Annotated in this window: 18 protein-coding genes, 1 other RNA gene and 1 other annotated feature; of the genes, 8 read left to right on the plus strand and 11 right to left on the minus strand. The window is 41.5% G+C overall.

Features of this window, described 5'->3' with window-relative positions; genetic code table 11:
* The first annotated feature begins 24 nt into the window (after positions 1–24).
* Positions 25–501, plus strand: a complete 477-nt coding sequence (locus DYI25_RS09305; protein WP_213368168.1) for a cytochrome c oxidase subunit II — start codon at positions 25–27, stop codon at positions 499–501.
* Positions 501–2156: a b(o/a)3-type cytochrome-c oxidase subunit 1 gene (locus DYI25_RS09310; protein ID WP_213368170.1), complete on the plus strand. Its 1656-nt coding sequence runs from the start codon at positions 501–503 to the stop codon at positions 2154–2156. Before DYI25_RS09305 ends, DYI25_RS09310 begins: the two co-directional genes overlap by 1 nt.
* A 382-nt stretch (positions 2157–2538) precedes the next feature.
* Here DYI25_RS09310 and asnS read toward each other — a convergent pair whose 3' ends face one another.
* The 4 genes from asnS to DYI25_RS09330 form a co-directional block, all read right to left on the minus strand.
* Positions 2539–3930 carry an asparagine--tRNA ligase gene (gene asnS, locus DYI25_RS09315; RefSeq protein WP_213368172.1) on the minus strand — a complete coding sequence of 464 codons (1392 nt, stop codon included), beginning with the start codon at positions 3928–3930 and terminating at the stop codon, positions 2539–2541.
* Positions 3931–3983: 53 nt separating this feature from the next.
* Positions 3984–4217: a binding site (T-box leader), on the minus strand.
* Positions 4218–4510: 293 nt separating this feature from the next.
* Positions 4511–5416 carry an EamA family transporter gene (locus tag DYI25_RS09320; RefSeq protein WP_213368174.1) on the minus strand — a complete coding sequence of 302 codons (906 nt, stop codon included), beginning with the start codon at positions 5414–5416 and terminating at the stop codon, positions 4511–4513.
* 195 nt (positions 5417–5611) lie between these two features.
* Positions 5612–7120 (minus strand): carboxypeptidase M32, encoded by a 1509-nt coding sequence (locus DYI25_RS09325; RefSeq protein WP_213368177.1) that lies wholly within the window; start codon positions 7118–7120, stop codon positions 5612–5614.
* Between the two features lie 129 nt (positions 7121–7249).
* Positions 7250–7483 (minus strand): DUF2249 domain-containing protein, encoded by a 234-nt coding sequence (locus DYI25_RS09330; RefSeq protein WP_102263356.1) that lies wholly within the window; start codon positions 7481–7483, stop codon positions 7250–7252.
* Positions 7484–7678: 195 nt separating this feature from the next.
* Here DYI25_RS09330 and DYI25_RS09335 point away from each other — a divergent pair, with 195 nt between their 5' ends.
* A complete protein-coding gene (locus tag DYI25_RS09335; RefSeq protein ID WP_213368179.1) occupies positions 7679–7816 on the plus strand; it encodes a hypothetical protein in 138 nt (45 codons plus the stop codon).
* A 35-nt stretch (positions 7817–7851) separates the two neighbouring features.
* Here DYI25_RS09335 and DYI25_RS09340 read toward each other — a convergent pair whose 3' ends face one another.
* Positions 7852–10212 (minus strand): nitric-oxide reductase large subunit, encoded by a 2361-nt coding sequence (locus DYI25_RS09340; protein WP_213368181.1) that lies wholly within the window; start codon positions 10210–10212, stop codon positions 7852–7854.
* A 224-nt stretch (positions 10213–10436) separates the two neighbouring features.
* On the opposite strand from DYI25_RS09340, the gene DYI25_RS09345 reads away from it, so the two are divergent.
* From DYI25_RS09345 to DYI25_RS09365, 5 genes are all read left to right on the plus strand, one after another.
* Entirely contained in the window at positions 10437–11126 is a 690-nt protein-coding gene (locus DYI25_RS09345; RefSeq protein WP_213368183.1) for a Crp/Fnr family transcriptional regulator, read from the plus strand.
* A gap of 107 nt (positions 11127–11233) precedes the next feature.
* The gene (locus tag DYI25_RS09350; RefSeq protein ID WP_213368185.1) at positions 11234–11473 is read left to right on the plus strand and encodes a DUF2249 domain-containing protein; all 240 of its coding nucleotides are present in this window, start codon (positions 11234–11236) and stop codon (positions 11471–11473) included.
* Between the two features lies 1 nt (position 11474).
* The gene (locus DYI25_RS09355) at positions 11475–11690 is read left to right on the plus strand and encodes a DUF2249 domain-containing protein (protein WP_213368187.1); all 216 of its coding nucleotides are present in this window, start codon (positions 11475–11477) and stop codon (positions 11688–11690) included.
* Between the two features lie 5 nt (positions 11691–11695).
* Positions 11696–12940 (plus strand): hypothetical protein, encoded by a 1245-nt coding sequence (locus DYI25_RS09360; RefSeq protein ID WP_213368189.1) that lies wholly within the window; start codon positions 11696–11698, stop codon positions 12938–12940.
* 13 nt (positions 12941–12953) lie between these two features.
* Positions 12954–13259 (plus strand): metal-sulfur cluster assembly factor, encoded by a 306-nt coding sequence (locus tag DYI25_RS09365; RefSeq protein WP_213368192.1) that lies wholly within the window; start codon positions 12954–12956, stop codon positions 13257–13259.
* An 80-nt stretch (positions 13260–13339) separates the two neighbouring features.
* On the opposite strand, the gene DYI25_RS09370 is transcribed toward DYI25_RS09365, so the two are convergent.
* From DYI25_RS09370 to DYI25_RS09395, 6 genes are all read right to left on the minus strand, one after another.
* A complete protein-coding gene (locus DYI25_RS09370) occupies positions 13340–13507 on the minus strand; it encodes a hypothetical protein (protein WP_213368194.1) in 168 nt (55 codons plus the stop codon).
* Between the two features lie 179 nt (positions 13508–13686).
* Complete coding sequence (locus DYI25_RS09375; protein ID WP_213368196.1) at positions 13687–14829, minus strand: THUMP domain-containing class I SAM-dependent RNA methyltransferase; 1143 nt, start codon at positions 14827–14829, stop codon at positions 13687–13689.
* A 133-nt stretch (positions 14830–14962) separates the two neighbouring features.
* Positions 14963–15349, minus strand: an RNA gene (gene rnpB, locus DYI25_RS09380) — RNase P RNA component class B.
* Between the two features lie 83 nt (positions 15350–15432).
* A complete protein-coding gene (gene gpsB, locus DYI25_RS09385) occupies positions 15433–15732 on the minus strand; it encodes a cell division regulator GpsB (protein WP_213369514.1) in 300 nt (99 codons plus the stop codon).
* A gap of 121 nt (positions 15733–15853) precedes the next feature.
* Positions 15854–16414: a DUF1273 domain-containing protein gene (locus tag DYI25_RS09390; protein ID WP_213368199.1), complete on the minus strand. Its 561-nt coding sequence runs from the start codon at positions 16412–16414 to the stop codon at positions 15854–15856.
* A gap of 310 nt (positions 16415–16724) precedes the next feature.
* Positions 16725–17042 (minus strand): CotD family spore coat protein, encoded by a 318-nt coding sequence (locus DYI25_RS09395; protein ID WP_213368200.1) that lies wholly within the window; start codon positions 17040–17042, stop codon positions 16725–16727.
* Positions 17043–17369 lie beyond the last annotated feature (327 nt).

Here is a 17369-nt window from a genome sequence, read left to right on the forward strand (position 1 = left end):
ATACCAAAAGGGGAGAAAGAAGTTATGCACATTCATAAATTTGAGAAAATCTGGCTGATATTCGGAATTACGACATTGATCGTATTCCTATCTGTAATTGGGGTTAGCGCCTTCTATTTAGGCAACCAGCCTCCAAGCTGCCTGGCAACAATCAATCCTGAAAAGGTAGATACTACAGCACCTTTCGATGAGCCAGGATTGAAGAAGGTTGAAGGAAAAGAATGGGATTACGAGCTTGTTTTCGTAGCCTCCGCTTTTGCCTACAACCCTGGACAGGTAGAAGTTCCAAAAGGAGCTAAAGTGAAAGTAATCGCGACTACAAAGGATGTCATTCATGGCTTCCAGGTTGCGGGCACTAATATCAACATGATGCTTGAGCCTGGCTATATCAGTGAGTACGTCACAACGTTTGATAAAGCCGGCGATTATCTGATTGTTTGTAATGAATATTGTGGTGTCGGACACCACATGATGTCGTCTAAAATCAAGGTGGTGGAATAATGAATACAACATCAATCAATCCAAAAGTTGACCGCCGCGACGGCAAACTAGCAATGGCCCACTTCTATGTCGCTTTCATCGCCCTTGCAATCGGCGGACTTGCAGGTTTGCTCCAGACACTTGTCCGATCAGGAAAATTCGAATTACCTTCATGGACTGGGTATTACCAGATCCTTACAATCCATGGTGTTGTACTTGGACTGGTTCTAACAACATTTTTCATTATGGGATTCCAGCTATCTCTTGTGAGTAAAACATCTGGAACATTAACTGATAAACAGCGAAAGACTGGCTGGATTGGTTTCTGGACGATGACAATCGGTACTGTTATGGCAGCTATCATGATCCTAACAAACCAGGCTTCTGTCCTATATACTTTCTACGCACCATTACAAGCACACGCACTCTTTTACTTAGGACTTACACTTGTAATCGTCGGAAGCTGGATTGACGGAGCCGCATTGATTATGGCTTATACTTCATGGAGAAAAGCTAATCCTGGAAAGCCTAGCCCATTGCTGACTTTCATGGCACTTGTTAACACGCTTATGTGGATTGTAGCGACGATTGGTGTCGCGGCAACTGTATTATTCCAACTGCTTCCTTGGTCACTAGGCCTTGTAGAGCGTGTAGATGTACTGGTTAGCCGTACATTGTTCTGGTATTTCGGCCACCCTCTTGTGTATTTCTGGCTATTGCCTGCATATATGGCTTGGTACGCAATCGTGCCAAAAATCATTGGTGGAAAGATTTTCTCTGATTCATTAGCAAGGATGTCGTTCATCCTGTTCCTGTTGTTCTCGATTCCAGTAGGTTTCCACCACCAGTTGATGGAACCGGGTATTGACCCTGCATGGAAATTCCTGCAAGTAATACTGACATTCCTTGTTGTTATCCCGTCATTGATGACCGCATTTTCATTGTTTGCGACATTTGAAATGTTTGGACGTTCAAAAGGATCTACTGGTCTATTTGGATGGGTGAAAAAGCTTCCTTGGGGAGATGCCCGATTCGCAGTGCCTTTCATCGGAATGCTTGCATTTATACCAGCAGGAGCTGGCGGACTTGTCAATGCATCCCACCAGTTGAACCAAGTAGTACACAATACAATCTGGGTTACAGGACACTTCCATTTGACCCTTGCAACTTCCGTCGTCCTGACTTTCTTCGGGATTTCTTATTGGCTGGTCCCTCACCTTACTGGAAGGGTACTAACAAAAGCTATGAATAAACTTGCCATTATCCAGGGGATTGTTTGGGCAATCGGAATGACATTCATGTCTGGGGCAATGCACGCAGCCGGCCTGCTTGGAGCCCCACGCCGTTCATCATTCTCAACCTACGGCGGTTCAGAGCAAGCTGCTGAATGGATTCCTTACCAGGTTGCACAGGCAGTTGGCGGATCCATCCTGTTCCTTGGAATCATTCTTATGCTTTACATTTTTATTAACCTTGCTTTCTTCGCACCTAAAGGTGAAGAAGAATTCCCTGTAGGAGAAGTTGCAGATGAAGCAGAAAAAACTCCGATGGTTTTTGAAAACTGGAAGCTATGGCTCGGTATCACAGTTCTTTTGATCCTGTTCGCTTACACTATACCGTTTATCGATATGATTGAGAATGCACCGATTGGATCGAAGGGATATAAGTTCTTTTAGAAAATCAATTTACCTGTATCATAATAATGGGTTCTCTTTTAGAGTATAAAAAGCAAAAAATTAACCAAAAGAGGGTATGAAATCACAAAAGATTTCACACCCTCTTTTTTATTGTTATAAAAGCATTTATACGATTAAACAATATAAGCTAAAGCTAAATAACACAATAATTAGCATGCTGATCTTGTTCATTCTCACCCTGTTTTTTTACACACGAAATACCTGGGATTAAATCGATCATAACCTGATGTCTTTCAATATAAGGGTTTGCCAAATAATATAATGTTTTAAATATAGTGTGGAACTTTATGGTAAAATCATAGAATAGCTTATTCGACTTCCTTGAAAAAAAATAGGATGCCGAAGCATCCTATTTTTTAAATTAAAATTCCGCATTTCCTGGTGTACGAGGGAATGGTATGACATCGCGGATGTTCTTCATCCCAGTTAGATACATAACAAGTCGTTCGAACCCAATACCATACCCAGAATGCTTTGTGCTACCGTATTTTCTAAGCTCTAGATACCACCAGTAATCTTCTTCCGACATACCAAGTTCCTTAATTCGATTTGCAAGGACTTCTTCTCTTTCCTCACGCTGGCTTCCCCCGATTAACTCGCCAATACCGGGAACCAAAAGGTCAGTCGCAGCAACTGTCTTGCCATCCTCATTCGCTCTCATATAAAATGCCTTAATTTCTTTCGGATAGTCGGTTACGAAGACAGGACGCTTGTAAATTTCCTCGCTTAGGTAACGTTCATGTTCGGTTTGCAAATCCGTACCCCATTCAACAGGGTATTCAAATTCCTTACCTGAGTTCTTTAATAATTCTACAGCTTCGCTATAAGTAACCCTTCCGAAATCTGATTCCAATGCATTCTGCAATCTTTCAATAAGCGTTTTATCAATAAAGCTGTTAAAGAAGGCCATTTCTTCTGGTGCATGCTCAAAAACGTAATCAATGACATACTTGACCATTTCTTCTCCTAGGTCCATGATATCCGGTAATTCTGCAAAGGCAACTTCCGGCTCGATCATCCAGAATTCGGAGGCATGTCGTGCCGTATTGGAATTTTCTGCTCTGAATGTCGGACCAAAGGTATACACATTACGGAAAGCAAGAGCAAAGCTCTCGACATTTAATTGACCGCTAACGGTTAAGTTGGTTTCTTTGCCGAAGAAATCTGCACTGTCATCCACTTTTCCGTCTTCGGTTTTTGGAAGCTTGTTCAAGTCCATTGATGTCACACGGAACATTTCCCCTGCTCCTTCAGTATCGCTTCCGGTAATAATCGGTGTATGTACATATACAAACCCTTTGTCTTGAAAGAATTTGTGAAGGGCATAGGATGCAAGAGATCTTACTCTGAAAACAGCTGAGAAGGCGTTGGCTCTCGGACGTAAATGAGCAATTGTTCTCAAGTATTCAAGGGTATGTCTCTTTTTTTGTATAGGATAATCTGTATCCGATAATCCTTCGACTACAATTTTTGTCGCTTTAATTTCAAAAGGCTGCTTCATTTCAGGAGTTGGAACAAATTCACCTTCTACTAATACAGAAGAGCTGATAGGCAACTTCGTAATTTCTTTGAAGTTATCAAGGGTATCCTCAAAAACAACTTGTACACTCTTAAAGAATGTTCCATCGTTCAACTCCATAAAGCCAATGGTTTTAGAATCACGAAGAGTACGGATCCATCCTGTAATTTGAATAGTTTGGTCTTTAAAATTTTCTTGATTTCTGTATAAATCTTTTACTACGGTCTTAATCATAATGAGCCTCCTTATGGTAATTTTTCGCAATAAAAAAAGCCTTCTATCCCCAAAAAAGGGACGAAAGGCTGAACTTCCGCGGTACCACCCAAATTGTCATAAAATGACCAACTTTACTAATGCATATCCCAGTCTATAACGTGCTGGAAACGTCTAAGCCTACTCACGATATCCCTTTCGGTTAGAACTCAAAGGTGTTCTTCATTTATGCATCATCACCAGGCTTCCACCGTCCCCGGCTCGCTATCGAATATAGCAAAAACTACTTTCCTTTTCATCGATTTAATAATATGTAGTTTTCAAAAGGATTTTTACTGTAATAATTTATCACAAAACATAATCTTTTGTCTAGTTGCCCCCTAATTTATATACATTTTCCCCTAAAAATCATTGTTGAACAAGGTATACAATCTAAAGTGAAACAATATATTTAAACTTTAGTTTTAACAATAAAAAGGACCTTGGTTTGAACCAAGCTCCTTTCTCTGTTAATTGGTACGTTTATTATTTGCTATTCACATAAGAATTGCTGTGCTAGTTGCTATGTTTTATCATGTTTTGCACTTCAAAAGAGATTGAATCACACAGTGAGGTGCTTTTTTTGCTTCCTGATCGGAATTGAGATATTGATAGATATTACAGATAAGATAATCAAGGCTGATCCGAGCACCTGAAGACCGCCCAGCCTGTCACCATACACCAGTATTCCCAGCATGGTGGCAATGACGGGTTCCAGTGTAGCAACTACTGCAGCAGTACTGCTTTCTGTCCTTTCAAGGCCCCAGGAGTATGCAAAATATGCAACCACAGTCGGGAAAACCCCTAACCCTATCGCATAAAGCCACGCATCCCCAGTGAAAAAGACAGCTGCCTTACTGACTATACCAGTTGTCGGAACCAGGGCAGCCGAGGCCACAAGGAATGTATACAAAGTGACCGTAAAAGGATGGTACCGTCTTAATGCAATCTTGCCAAAAATACTGTAAAGAGCGTAGCCGAATCCTGCCCCTAGGCCAATAAGGATACTGGAGACAGAAAAAGACGTTCCCCCCTGCCCTGTAATACCTGCGGCAAGCGTACAGCCGATGACTGTCATGACAATCGCAAACAGTTTCTTCCTGTTAATGCTTTCTTTCAGGAAAAGAAATGATAATACCGCAACAAAAGCAGGAGAAGTATACAGTAAAGCCACAGCAATCGGAATGTTCATCAGGTTGATTGCCGTAAAATAAGACCAATTAAAAAACACAATGCTTAAAATCCCTGTACCCACAAAAAGATACAAGTCTTTCACCCTGATTTTTAAATGACTTCGATAAAAAACAATTCCCACCAATATCAAAATAATGGCTGCAGTCAACACACGGATGGCCACAATCTCCATGGCACTGAATCCGGCATTATTCAGGCCTTTTACAAAAAAACCAATCAGGCCCCACATAGCCGCAGCAAATGCGATCATAAAATAAGGCAATTTCCCGTACATACATTCACCACACAGAAAAGATGGCAGGAAGACTGCCATCTTATTTTCTAAATGCTGTCCAAACACAAATTATTACTATACTAAAATTTAGGCTCCGTCCCCTGCGAGATTTCACACTCTTTTCAAAGGGTCATAGAAAACCAAAAGATCGAGGTACGGACTTTTAATGAAACGAGACTTTGATAAAGGGTCTTACTAGATCAGCTGATAAACTTTATTGTATTTTTCGTATAAATAATCAACTAAGTACTGAGCATTGAGCCCCTCTCCAGTTACATCAGTCATTATTTCAAGTGGTTTTTTCATTTTTCCATGTTTGTGGACGTTTTCTGTCATCCATTCTTTTATCGGCTGAAGGTTTCCTTGTTCAAGCAATTCCTCATAGTTCGGCAAATCTTTTAGCATGGCATTCTTGAACTGAGCGGCATACATGTAGCCTAAAGCATATGATGGGAAGTAGCCAAAGCTGCCCCCAGCCCAATGAACATCCTGAAGCACACCCTTTGCATCATTTTCTGGCCTTATGCCGAGATACTGCTCATATTTGTCATTCCAGATCCTTGGTAGATCCTTAACTTCTATTTCATCATTGAACAAGCCTTTTTCGATTTCATACCGCACCATCACATGCAGTGGATATGTCAGCTCATCTGCCTCAATCCTGATCAAGCTTGGCTTGGATTCATTGACTGCACGGTAGAAATCTTCTACCTTTACACCGGAAAACTGACCTGCTGAGAACTCCTGCAGCAAACTGTAGTTGTGCTTCCAGAAAGAGTAATCGCGTCCAACAAAATTCTCATAGAAAAGCGACTGTGATTCATGTATTCCCATTGAAGTACCTGAACTTAAAGGAGTTCCTACTAGCTCATCAGAAATGTTTTGTTCATAAAGAGCGTGGCCGCCTTCATGGATTGTACCGAAAACCGCTGTCCTGAAATCTGCTTCATCATATTTCGTCGTAACCCTTACATCTCCTGGGTTAAGCCCCATCGCGAATGGGTGGACGGTTTCATCAAGTCGACCTGCATCAAAATCATAGCCCATTTGTTTCAGGATCTCGAGGCTGAAAGCACGTTGCTTTTCTTTAGGAAAATGTTTGAACAAGAACTCTGTTTCAGGTTTATCTGTTGAACTAGAAATCTCCTGTACAAGCGGAACAATTTTTTCACGAAGGTCTCCAAATACCTGGTCCAAAACCTCGACCGTGACCCCTGGTTCATACATATCAAGCAGCGTATTGTATTTATTCCCTTCATATCCCCAGTAACCAACGAATCTCTTTGTGGTATCCACTAGTTTTTCAAGATAAGGTCTGAACATTTCAAAATTGGACTCAGCCTTCGCTTCCTCCCAAACGCTTTCAGCTTTTGATTGAAGTATCACATATTCACGATATTCCTCTGCAGGTATTTTCTTATTACGATCATAATCCTTCCTGCACTCATCCAGCGTTTTACGCGTAATCTCAGATAAACTTGGTTCATTCGAAAGCCTTGCTATGTAAGAAGCCATTTCTTCAGAAGTTGACATGTTAAACAGCTCGGATGAAAGCACTCCGATCACTTCAGAACGCTGGCCTGCTCCTTTTTTCGGAGCACCAGTCCTTAAATCCCAGTAAATCAAGGAAAGCGCCTCTCCATAGGCAGTCATTTTTTTGACATAATCCAAAAATTTCTTTTCTGTCTGCTTTACTTCACTCATCCATTTCACCCCATTTTTCTATTTCCTGTTTATCTTATCATACTTTTCTGAATCTTAGTTTTATGAAAAAATAAAAACAACAGGCGAACCTGTTGTTAAATAGAATCAGAGGATGTTTTTTTCTAACTGTTACTTCGTTTTTCCGATTGCCACACGCCATGTTTCTGGGCCTTCTTCAAGATACTCCCAAGAAAATGTCTCCGGACGCTCCATCATGAATTGGTATTGCAGCGGTCTAGGGTCATGATCATTGACTATTTGCATGAATTCTCCCTTTTTCAGAGAATCAAAGTTCTGGAATATCGTAGGGTGTTTTTCCCGTGGTGCATAATCAGGTACATTGATAATAACGTTGAAAGTCATATCCCTCTCTCCTTTAAGTTCTAATTTCTTTACATCTTCATTATAAATTCACTAAAACCCTTTTGTAGTGAGCGCGGTCACAGTTTGACTATGACTTCTTTCATTCAACAGGATTAGTTACATCAAGATTCATCTGTTAAAAAAAAGAAGATCTTCTTCTATTAGAGAGAACTTCAAAATCGGGAGGTGTTTTTTGTGAAAGAGTTAGTGGGCAGCTGCAATCGTTGTGGAATAGAAATATTTTGCATGGATGGTTTTTTGGAAGGTGTACATAAAGATGGAATAGTGCTTTGTTTTGAATGTGAAAAAGAAGAAGAACAAAAAACATCATAAAAACCGCAAAGCTATGGAGCTTTGCGGTTTTCCTATTATTCTTCATCTACAGCCAAGTCTTTTACTGGCAGCTGTTCCTCTTCTTTATGTGTCACTTTACGAAGGTTGAAGAGTGCTTTTACACTGAATACTGCCAGTGCGGCAACACCAATCAAGAAGATTGTATCAGGGATCGCTCTCAGAGTCAGGAGCATTTCAACCGTTTCTTGCTGTAAAAACTGAGATGAACGTGAAGCCGCATAACCGTTAAAGTATGCTTCTTTTAACTGTAGATATCCCACAGGCAGCAAGGACAGGAATACCATGCCAGCCAAGCCGACGTTCAGCATGATGACAATGAATTTCACCCACTTGTCGCTCCACTTTTCAGGCTTGACGATATTGCGCAATGAGTAGATCAAGACTGCACCTGCGAACATACCGTACACACCCATCATCGCCGCGTGGCCATGCGCCGGTGTAAGGAACTGACCGTGCTCAAGGAAGCTTACTGCAGGCAGGTTGATCAGGAAGCCAAGTACCCCTGCCCCAACCAGATTCCATATTGCTACTGATATCAAAAACCAGAAAGTACCTTTATAAGGGAAATCAACTCCCCCATCTCTCATCATTTTATACTGCTCATATGCTTCCAGAATCAGTAAAGTCAACGGGATAACTTCAAGAGCTGAGAATACAGAACCGAGCGCTATCCAGGCTTCGGAAGAACCATTGTAATAATAATGGTGGCCGATACCGATGACGCCTGCTCCCATTAGCAGGATCAACTGGAAGTATAAAGCCCTTATTGTTGATTTTTTTGTGACAAGCTTCATTTGGACCATCAAGAAACCAATGACCACGACTGCGAAAACCTCAAATATGCCTTCAACCCACAGATGGATGATCCACCAGCGCCAGTAGTCAGCAAAGGTATAGTGTGTACCAGGATTGATCATGAAAGCAAAGAAGTAGAATGCTGGTACTGCAATCGCTGAGTAGAACAGCAGGTGAATCAAGCCGCCTTTATCAGATTCCCTCTTCAAACCGCTCTTGATGCCGCGGAATACGATGAATAGCCAAATCAGCATACCGAGCGCAAGAATGAACTGCCATATACGCCCTAGCTCCAGATATTCCCATCCCTGGTGACCTAATAGGAACCAATTGTTTCCCAGATAGCCGTTTGCACCAAGCCATTGGCCAATCATGCTGCCGGCTACGAGTACAACCAATGCCCAGAATAGAATATCGACCAGCAATCCTTGCCTTTTTGGTTCATGGCCGCCGACTAGTGGAGCGATAAAGATGCCCATTCCAAGCCAGGCTGTCGCAATCCAGAAAATGGCGAGCTGCAAGTGGAAGCCTTTTGTAATGTTGAATGGCAGGATATCATGGACCCATTTCATTCCAAAGAAGCTGTCAGGCTCGATATAATAGTGCGCCAGCAGTGCTCCGAACATTGCCTGGACAAAGAACAGCACGGATACTACCGCAAAATATTTACCTGTCTTCAATTGTGAAGAAGTAAGCGGAAGCTTTCTCAATTCGATTTTAGGGAAGTTCCCAGCTGTATAAGCTTCTTGCATCCCTAAATGATAGCGATAGAAGACAAACAGGATTAATCCTACGAACAGAATCAATATTGTTACGCTAGCCCCGCTCCACCAGATTGCCGAGAATGACATCGTGTTTCCTGCGTCCTCATAATAGGGCCAGTTATTTGTATAAGTGATTACATCGTCTGGTCTTTCTGTACTTGAAAGCCATGCGGTCCAGAAAAAGAAATCACCGATTTGTTCAATTTGGTCGCCCTTCGATACCCATGCGCGCTCTCCGTCCGGCATATGCTTTTCCTGAATTAACCCTGGTTTTAGCCCCCACTGGTCTCCATCAGTAAAAATAGTATGATAGAATTCCCTGACTTTTTCGTGTCCATATATTTGCGCATCTGTCAGGACCAGCTTATCAGTATCAGGCACATAACGATTTTCACGCATTTCCTTCATGACAGTGTCTCGGATGATCGTTTGTTCATCCCCCGTTAATTCTTTGAAAGCTTTACTATATTTTTGTTGTGACCTGAAATCTTGCATTCCTTCAGTATAAATCTTCAGTGCTTCTGCTGTATAATCAGGCCCCATATATGAACCATGCCCTAATACAGTTCCATAATCCATCAAACCATATTTCTGGAAGACAGCCTGCCCTCCCATGATGCTTTCTTTCGTTAATATAATCTCTCCTTTTTCGCTTGTGACTTCAAGCGGTCTCGGAGCCATATCTTTAAAGATCCAGTAACCTCCTGTCAAGAGTACTGTAAAGCTAACTAATAATGTAATGATGAGTACGGATTTCAACAGTGAGTTTCTATTTTTCTTGACTGCCTTCGTGGATGTTCCATGCTGGATTTCCATCTACCATACATCCCCTTCCCTGTTTGATTTACACCATAAGCATAAAGAGAAACGGATGTTATGTTTGTGAAGTACCTCATTTGATTGGTGTGATTTTTCCCACAGCAGTGAGAATTATTTTCAAAAAAACTTCAAAATATGATTCAGGTCACTTAGCCCTCCTTGATAGCTTGATAAAATTTATGGTAGATACTTAATCCAATAAACAGAGGAGAAGATTTGATATGCATATATCTCAAATCAGGCAGCAATTGAAGGAAGTTCCTATTTTCAAAGAATTATCAACAGAAGAGCTGGATCCGATTGTAGAAATTGCCCAGCCAAGATTCTTTAAAAATAAAATGTATGCTTTCATGCAGGGAGATCCGCTTGACCGGGTTTTCTTCATCTATTCAGGGAAAGTGAAGATTTATAAAACAGATTCATCAGGCAGAGAACAAATCGTTTCAGTCCTAGAAACCGGTGAAATGTTCCCTCATGCCGGATTTTTCAGGAAAGGTCAGTATCCAGCGCACGCAGAAATTATGGAGGATACCCAGATGATCATCGTACCGATCTCAAAATTCGAGGAAATCCTTGTTGCCTACCCCGAACTTTCTATTAAGTTATTCCGTGTCCTTGGCGAGAAAATCGTCGACCTGCAGGCCAGACTCGAGGAACAGATTCTTCATAATACGTACGAACAAATCATCATGCTTTTGCTGCGCCTATGCAAGACAAATGGAGAAAAGAGAGAACATGGATATAAATTAACCACCCATTTTACCAATAAAGAATTCGCCAACATGATTGGTACCTCCCGGGAAACCGTAAGCAGAACCATCAACCATTTAAAAAAGAAAGATTACCTAAGCCTGAATCCTGAGGGCTATTACCTGATCGACCATGAAAAATTGCATCAGGAATTGTTTTAAAAAGGAATTATATTTTTTTACTGTTAAGTGATGCGCATCACGGAAGTAAAGAATGAAAATGATTATCATTTAATCATACCAACTACAGTATCGAGGAGCTGAATGATATGGAACACAAAACGATTGAATTGGATGTGCGTGAGGATATCAATAACAAGCTGGAGCCTTTCCAAAAAATCATGGAAGCCATTGGTGATTTGAAATTGAATGACGTCCTGGTGCTTCATGCTCCTTTCAAGCCTGTTCCGCTATACGGCGTTTTAAAAGCAAAGGGATTTGAGCACAAAGTTGAAAAAATCGAGGCAAAACATTATAAAATCACTTTTACCAAAACGGGAGGGAAATAAGATGATAATGGACAATAGAGGTCTAGAACCGCCACAGCCGATGATGAGGACACTGGCAAAGCTGGAAGAGCTTGAGGAAGGACAGACACTTATCATCATCAATGACCGTCGTCCGATGTTTCTGTTCGAGCAGCTTGATGAACTTGGGTTTCTGTATTTGACCGAACAGCAAGAAGATGGAAGCTATCGCGTGACTATTTCCCGAAATGCGGGGTGATTGAAGTGTTTCAGCATAGCAGTGGTAACGAGACAAATATTAAGCTTCCTTTTTCATTCATCGGCTTCAGCATGCTCGCGTTAATTCTTTCACAGCTGCTGATTCTGCTGAACGGTGACCTTCTTATTTCTGGCGTGTTCCGATTGCCGGCAATCTGGTCCGCTGCACACCTTTTCGTACTCGGCTGGGCTTTGATGGTCGCTATGGGTGCGATGTACCAGCTGGTCCCTGTCGCATTCCTTACACCGATTTGGAATGAGAAATTCGGTTTTTGGCAGTTGGCGATAACTACTGCAGGTATAGTATCTTTCTCTGCAGCACTGTATCTTCGCCCACAGGATGCCCTGATTCCAGGAATCCTGACATTGCTCGGAATTTTGATGTTCATTTTCCAGATGTTCATGACGCTTAAGAGCCAGGCGAAACCAAATATCCTAACTTTGTTCGTCGGTACTGCACTATTTTCTCTCCTGGCTACAATTTCACTGGGAATCACGCTGGTCATGAGCATGAAGACAGGTTTTGCTTCAGAATATTATCAAGCCATTTTTAAAACACATATCCTGTTAGGTACAGTTGGCTGGTTCTCATTATTGATCTTCGGCTTTTCTTATAAAATGGTACCGATGTTCTCACTTTCACACGGGTATCCCATGAAACCTGCACCTTACGTATTCGCTATTTATTTTGCTGGCATTATTATTTTAATAGCTTCATTCATGACGGGCAGCCACTTGCTCGAAGTGCTGGGAACTCTCATGCTATTTTCCGGCTTCATGATTTTCACCTGGCACGTCAAAATGATAATTGATAAGCGTGTGAAGAAGAAGCTTGACCGCCCATTCATGTTCGCCTTATTTGCGATTGGCTGCGGGGCTTTAATCCACTTTGCCACTTTTGCTGGAAGTGCCGCGAACCTTCTTTCAAAAATGGCAGGGCCGATTATTCTATTATATTTAATCGCCTGGATTGCATTCAGCATTATCGGTTACTTGTATAAAATCGTTCCATTCCTGTGGTGGACTCATAAATACAGCAAGGAAATCGGCAAAAAGAAGGTACCTGCATTAAAGGACATGATGGATGAAAAGTTGGCGCTTCCACTCTTCCTAATGTTCACTGCCGGTACGACTCTTCTTTTTCTTTCATTTATCATCAAGCTTATGCCCATCTTTTACGTCGGCCAGGGATTGATTGTTATCGGGGCTGTCCTGTTCAGTTACATTATCGCCAAAGTGGTAACTATATAAGGAGGAGTTAGAAATGACAGAATTAAAGGATAAAATCAGGGGAAATTTAAAAACTGTGATAGACCCAGAATTGAATATTAATGTTGTGGATCTGGGCTTGATTTATGAAATCGACGTTCCAGAACCTCGCACAGCAAGAATTTTAATGACACTTACGACTCCAGGCTGCCCTCTTCATGACAGCATCGCCAGCGGCATTAAATATTGCGTACAAGGCATGGAAGAAATTGACCATGCAGACGTACAATTGACGTGGGAGCCAGCTTGGACACCAGACCGTATGACGGAGGATGGCAAAAGATTGCTTCAGGGGTTTTAATTTAGTTTATGGAGAATTAAGAATCAAAGAGCAAAATAAAAAGAAACGCTTGGGATCCAAGCGTTTCTTTGCAAGTTTGTTTATTTAGCATTTGAAAGACCAAATGACAATGCCTGACGAAAGTTGTTCTCTGCTTCCTGCAATTCAGCCAGCTGGAATTCATCAGCCTGGAATTCATTACGCAAAGCCTCTGTACTAGTTGAAAGAGCTTTTGAGATCCTTTGGAAATCGATAAAAGAATAATTCATTGCCATCCCTCCATTTCATACAAAATACAGATATAAATGTATTTTATTCATCTGCTCCCTTATTTATTCCAGGAAGTTAGCCTTAGTTTTTCTTAAAGGCTTTTTCACATTGATGGCTGATATTCTAACATGTGCTTAAAAACAACAAAAAGCCTCCTGGTCGACAGGAGGCTTTTTCCTTATTTATCTAATCTTGGAGGGCGTTTGCCCCAGTACTGATAGTAATCTGTCCGGATGAACCCATTGAACAGCTTCCGTTTCTTTGTTGCCGGCTTTCCGTACACTTGTTCAAAGTCCTCATTGGATGTCAGGATATAGATGGACCATGTGTCAAGCGGAGCAAAGGCCTTTCCCATCTGGCTGTACATTTCTTCAACAGCTTTCTTTTCACCCAATCGCTCCCCGTATGGAGGGTTGCCAACAATGACGCCATACTCTTTTTTTGTCGTAAAGTCCTGGACACGCATTTGCTTGAATGAAATCAAATCGCCGAGCCCTGCTTCAAAAGCATTCTCTTCTGCGATTTTAACCATGCGGTGGTCGATATCCATCCCGCTGATATCAAGAGGCTGATCGTATTTTGCAAGGTCCTCCGCTTCCATCCTTACCTCGTCCCAAACTGAATCAGGAAAAATTGGCCAGGCTTCTGAAACAAATTCTCTGTTAAAACCCGGTGCGATATTTTGACCGATTAATGCAGCTTCAATCGGAATTGTTCCAGACCCGCAAAACGGATCAACGAATGGTTTGTCCGGATGCCAATTTGTCAGCTTGATCAGGGCAGCTGCAAGTGTCTCCTTCAGTGGAGCCTCCCCCTGGCCAGACCTGTATCCGCGCTTATGCAGGCCGCTTCCGCTGGTGTCGATTGTCAAAGTCACGACATCCTTTAGCAGGGCAACCTCTATTTTGAACAATGGGCCGTTCTCTTCAAACCATGTAGTTTTTTTATATGATTTTCTCATTCGTTCAACAATTGCTTTCTTGACGATGGCCTGGCAGTCGGATACGCTGAAAAGCTTGGATTTCACAGACTTACCCGAAACAGGAAATTCAGCATTCTCTGGTAAAAATTCTTCCCATGGGAGTGCCTTCGTTTTTTCAAATAATTCATCGAACGTATAGGCCTTGAATTCGCCAATCTTAATCTTGATTCTGTCGGCCGTACGGAGCCACATATTGCTTCTAGCTATTGCTCTGACATCACCTTTATAAGTGATCTTCCCATTTTCTACTTGACATTCGTATCCAAGGTCACGGACTTCCTTTGCGACGATTGCTTCAAGGCCCATCGCTGAGGTCGCGATTATATCAAAATTCTTCATCGTTTCACCCTTTATATCCAATATCTTATGTATCACATTATTAAATTGCCCAATCACACTAAATATACATAAAAAAAGCTCTCCTGGCAAAAGGAGAGCTTTAGTAAACACTCATACAAATCCATTAATAACGTTCTGTAAGCCATGTTTTGTACCTTCGTACTACAAACGACCAAAAGTCTCGTACTCCGGCGGTAATCATCTATCTACAGATGAAAACATCTGTCCTTCCCTTTGTTCAGTTCCTCCAGGAAGGTGCCCCTACCATCGTTTGGGTTTCTCGCTCGTGGGGTTTACCTCGTTCCACCCTTCCGATTTCTCGGAAGGCTCCGTCACTGTGGCACTTTTATAGGTATTCATGCCATATCGTTGCCGACTTAGGCATTTTCCCGGCCGTCAGCCGAGCATGAGCCCGACTGCCCTGGCTTATGAATTGGCCAGGCACGAACACTACAGGCATCTCAGCCTGTGCGAGCATGGACTTTCCTCTGCAGCAGAACTGCAGCGATTACCCGAACGCTATTAACAGCTACAAGAAACATTATATGAAATATAAGTTTAAAAAGCAATGGTAATACATTTCAAAAACTAGCAGATGCTGGATTAATCGTAAAGTTTATCCCCGAAAACATGCTTTTCTAGATTCGAAAGCCTTTTAAGGATATCGAAATTCGTTGTTCCAGCTGCCTGTGTGCTAGGGCGGCGTGAAGCTTCATCAAGCTGCTTTTTCAGGCGAAGATTGTCCTGTTGAAGCTCTTCGATCTCCTGCTGCATCGCTTCATAGTCCTTAATGATCGTATCCAGAAACTTATCAACATCTTCTGGTTTGTAACCACGCATAGCTGTTTTGAATTCTTTTTCTAAAATATCTTTAGCAGTTAACTGTATTTTATCGGATAGCATTCCATTCACCTCAATATACCCCAATCGTCACATTTATTTTTTCAAAAACAAGGCGATTTGTCAATTTTTCTTTTATATGGCTCTTTTCGTGGCTTCAAAAGCAGGAAATGGAGCCTTTTAGTTAGAAACCTTGCTGCTTCAATTGTTCCTCTTCAACCACCATTTGTAAATCGTATAATGTAATTAATCTTAAATCATATTCGTTTGTTTCTTGAAATTTTTTGGCTGTTTCGTATATGAATTTTGGACTGCCTTCTTTTTCGGGATCATAAAGCAGGACCAACAAGTCGCTTTTCTCTATAAAAAATTGATTCTTCAGCCTGAATTGCCACGGTTTTTCGTAAGGCTTTTTAGTGATGGAATCAACATGGTCAGCTCCAGCCAGAACGGATTCATACCACTCCTTATTGGCTTCTTTCCATGTTTCCTCCTGATTAAGGAAGGGAGTGAACACGGACAGTTTTAAGTCAGGATATTCTTCCTGGAGATCGAATACCGCCTCACCAGCCCATAATTCAACACCGAGCTGCCCGCTTATCATCACCCATTCAAGTCCTTCCTCAATTAATGGGATCAAACTTTTTTTTATCGCCATTTTTATGTATTCAGCTGACGGATGATCATGCTGGAATACGCCAAGTTCAAAAGGTTTATAACCAGATATTGCAGCTACTTTTGCCATGTGATCTCCTTTGAAACATTGATAAGTCATAACTCCATATTGAAGGTATTCCCTTTTAACAGTAAATATTACACCTGAAATTTTCAATTAAAAAGCTATTTACACACTGATTGTTGCTTTTTTAACATGTATTTGCTTTCGCAGTCTTTTATAGGCGTCGGGGCTCTTTTTGAGGAGACTTCTATACTTGAAATGATACAATACTCGTAAAAACCGAAGTGCCGGCTTTTACTCTTGGTTAACAAAGTAACATAATTTACGAAAAGAGCTTAAAAAAACAAGGGCTGCAAGAGCCCTTGTTGAAGTCATTTTATCGACCAAATCCTGGACCGCCAAATCCTGGTCCACCAAATCCTGGACCGCCAAATCCTGGGCGAGGTCTCGGACCAACTGGAGCCACTCCGCCTGGCACCGGACCAGGTCCGCCATAGTGGTTCTGGTGTGTCACCTGATTAACCGTGGACTGAGTTTGCGGGAAGTAATGGACATGATCATAATTGATGTGGTTTACGTTTGTAGTATGTGTTGGATGAACATGTGGAACCACATTATTGGTAAAACTATGGTTCACACAGCACTTAGTAGGATGAACTACTGTTGGCAATACATGTGTTGGCTTGCAGTGCATAGTGCATAACTCCTTTCATTTAGACTTATTCTTTACATTATCAGCCTATGTTGAAGTGATGCGCCTTGTACTAATGAAAACACCTATTTTTCAAGAGAAATTGCAGTGCAAGCAGCTAGTGATTTCAGTGAAATCACCTAATGAAATTCTTAGAGGAATGTGTAAAAGTTGTCCTTCAACCCGCTGAAAATAACAGCAATCAGGGTAATCACAACAAAATAGAGAACTAATACCGCTTTATACATCAAACCAGCCCCGTAAAATTATATTGTTTTAAAACACCATACAATTTTACATTTTACAATGTTGAAACCATTCATACAACAG

It is taken from the genome of Mesobacillus boroniphilus, assembly GCF_018424685.1.
Taxonomy (GTDB): domain Bacteria; phylum Bacillota; class Bacilli; order Bacillales; family Cytobacillaceae; genus Mesobacillus; species Mesobacillus boroniphilus_A.

Coding starts and splice junctions, on each gene's coding strand:
- DYI25_RS09325 (WP_213368177.1), bottom strand. CDS start 7,120: ATGAGTGAAGTAAAGCAGACAGAAAAGAAATTTTTGGATTATGTCAAA.
- DYI25_RS09305 (WP_213368168.1), top strand. CDS start 25: ATGCACATTCATAAATTTGAGAAAATCTGGCTGATATTCGGAATTACG.
- DYI25_RS09395 (WP_213368200.1), bottom strand. CDS start 17,042: ATGCACTGCAAGCCAACACATGTATTGCCAACAGTAGTTCATCCTACT.
- DYI25_RS09390 (WP_213368199.1), bottom strand. CDS start 16,414: ATGGCAAAAGTAGCTGCAATATCTGGTTATAAACCTTTTGAACTTGGC.
- gpsB (WP_213369514.1), bottom strand. CDS start 15,732: ATGCTATCCGATAAAATACAGTTAACTGCTAAAGATATTTTAGAAAAA.
- DYI25_RS09310 (WP_213368170.1), top strand. CDS start 501: ATGAATACAACATCAATCAATCCAAAAGTTGACCGCCGCGACGGCAAA.
- DYI25_RS09350 (WP_213368185.1), top strand. CDS start 11,234: ATGGAACACAAAACGATTGAATTGGATGTGCGTGAGGATATCAATAAC.
- DYI25_RS09355 (WP_213368187.1), top strand. CDS start 11,475: ATGATAATGGACAATAGAGGTCTAGAACCGCCACAGCCGATGATGAGG.
- DYI25_RS09370 (WP_213368194.1), bottom strand. CDS start 13,507: ATGAATTATTCTTTTATCGATTTCCAAAGGATCTCAAAAGCTCTTTCA.
- asnS (WP_213368172.1), bottom strand. CDS start 3,930: ATGATTAAGACCGTAGTAAAAGATTTATACAGAAATCAAGAAAATTTT.
- DYI25_RS09340 (WP_213368181.1), bottom strand. CDS start 10,212: ATGGAAATCCAGCATGGAACATCCACGAAGGCAGTCAAGAAAAATAGA.
- DYI25_RS09345 (WP_213368183.1), top strand. CDS start 10,437: ATGCATATATCTCAAATCAGGCAGCAATTGAAGGAAGTTCCTATTTTC.
- DYI25_RS09320 (WP_213368174.1), bottom strand. CDS start 5,416: ATGTACGGGAAATTGCCTTATTTTATGATCGCATTTGCTGCGGCTATG.
- DYI25_RS09330 (WP_102263356.1), bottom strand. CDS start 7,483: ATGACTTTCAACGTTATTATCAATGTACCTGATTATGCACCACGGGAA.
- DYI25_RS09375 (WP_213368196.1), bottom strand. CDS start 14,829: ATGAAGAATTTTGATATAATCGCGACCTCAGCGATGGGCCTTGAAGCA.
- DYI25_RS09365 (WP_213368192.1), top strand. CDS start 12,954: ATGACAGAATTAAAGGATAAAATCAGGGGAAATTTAAAAACTGTGATA.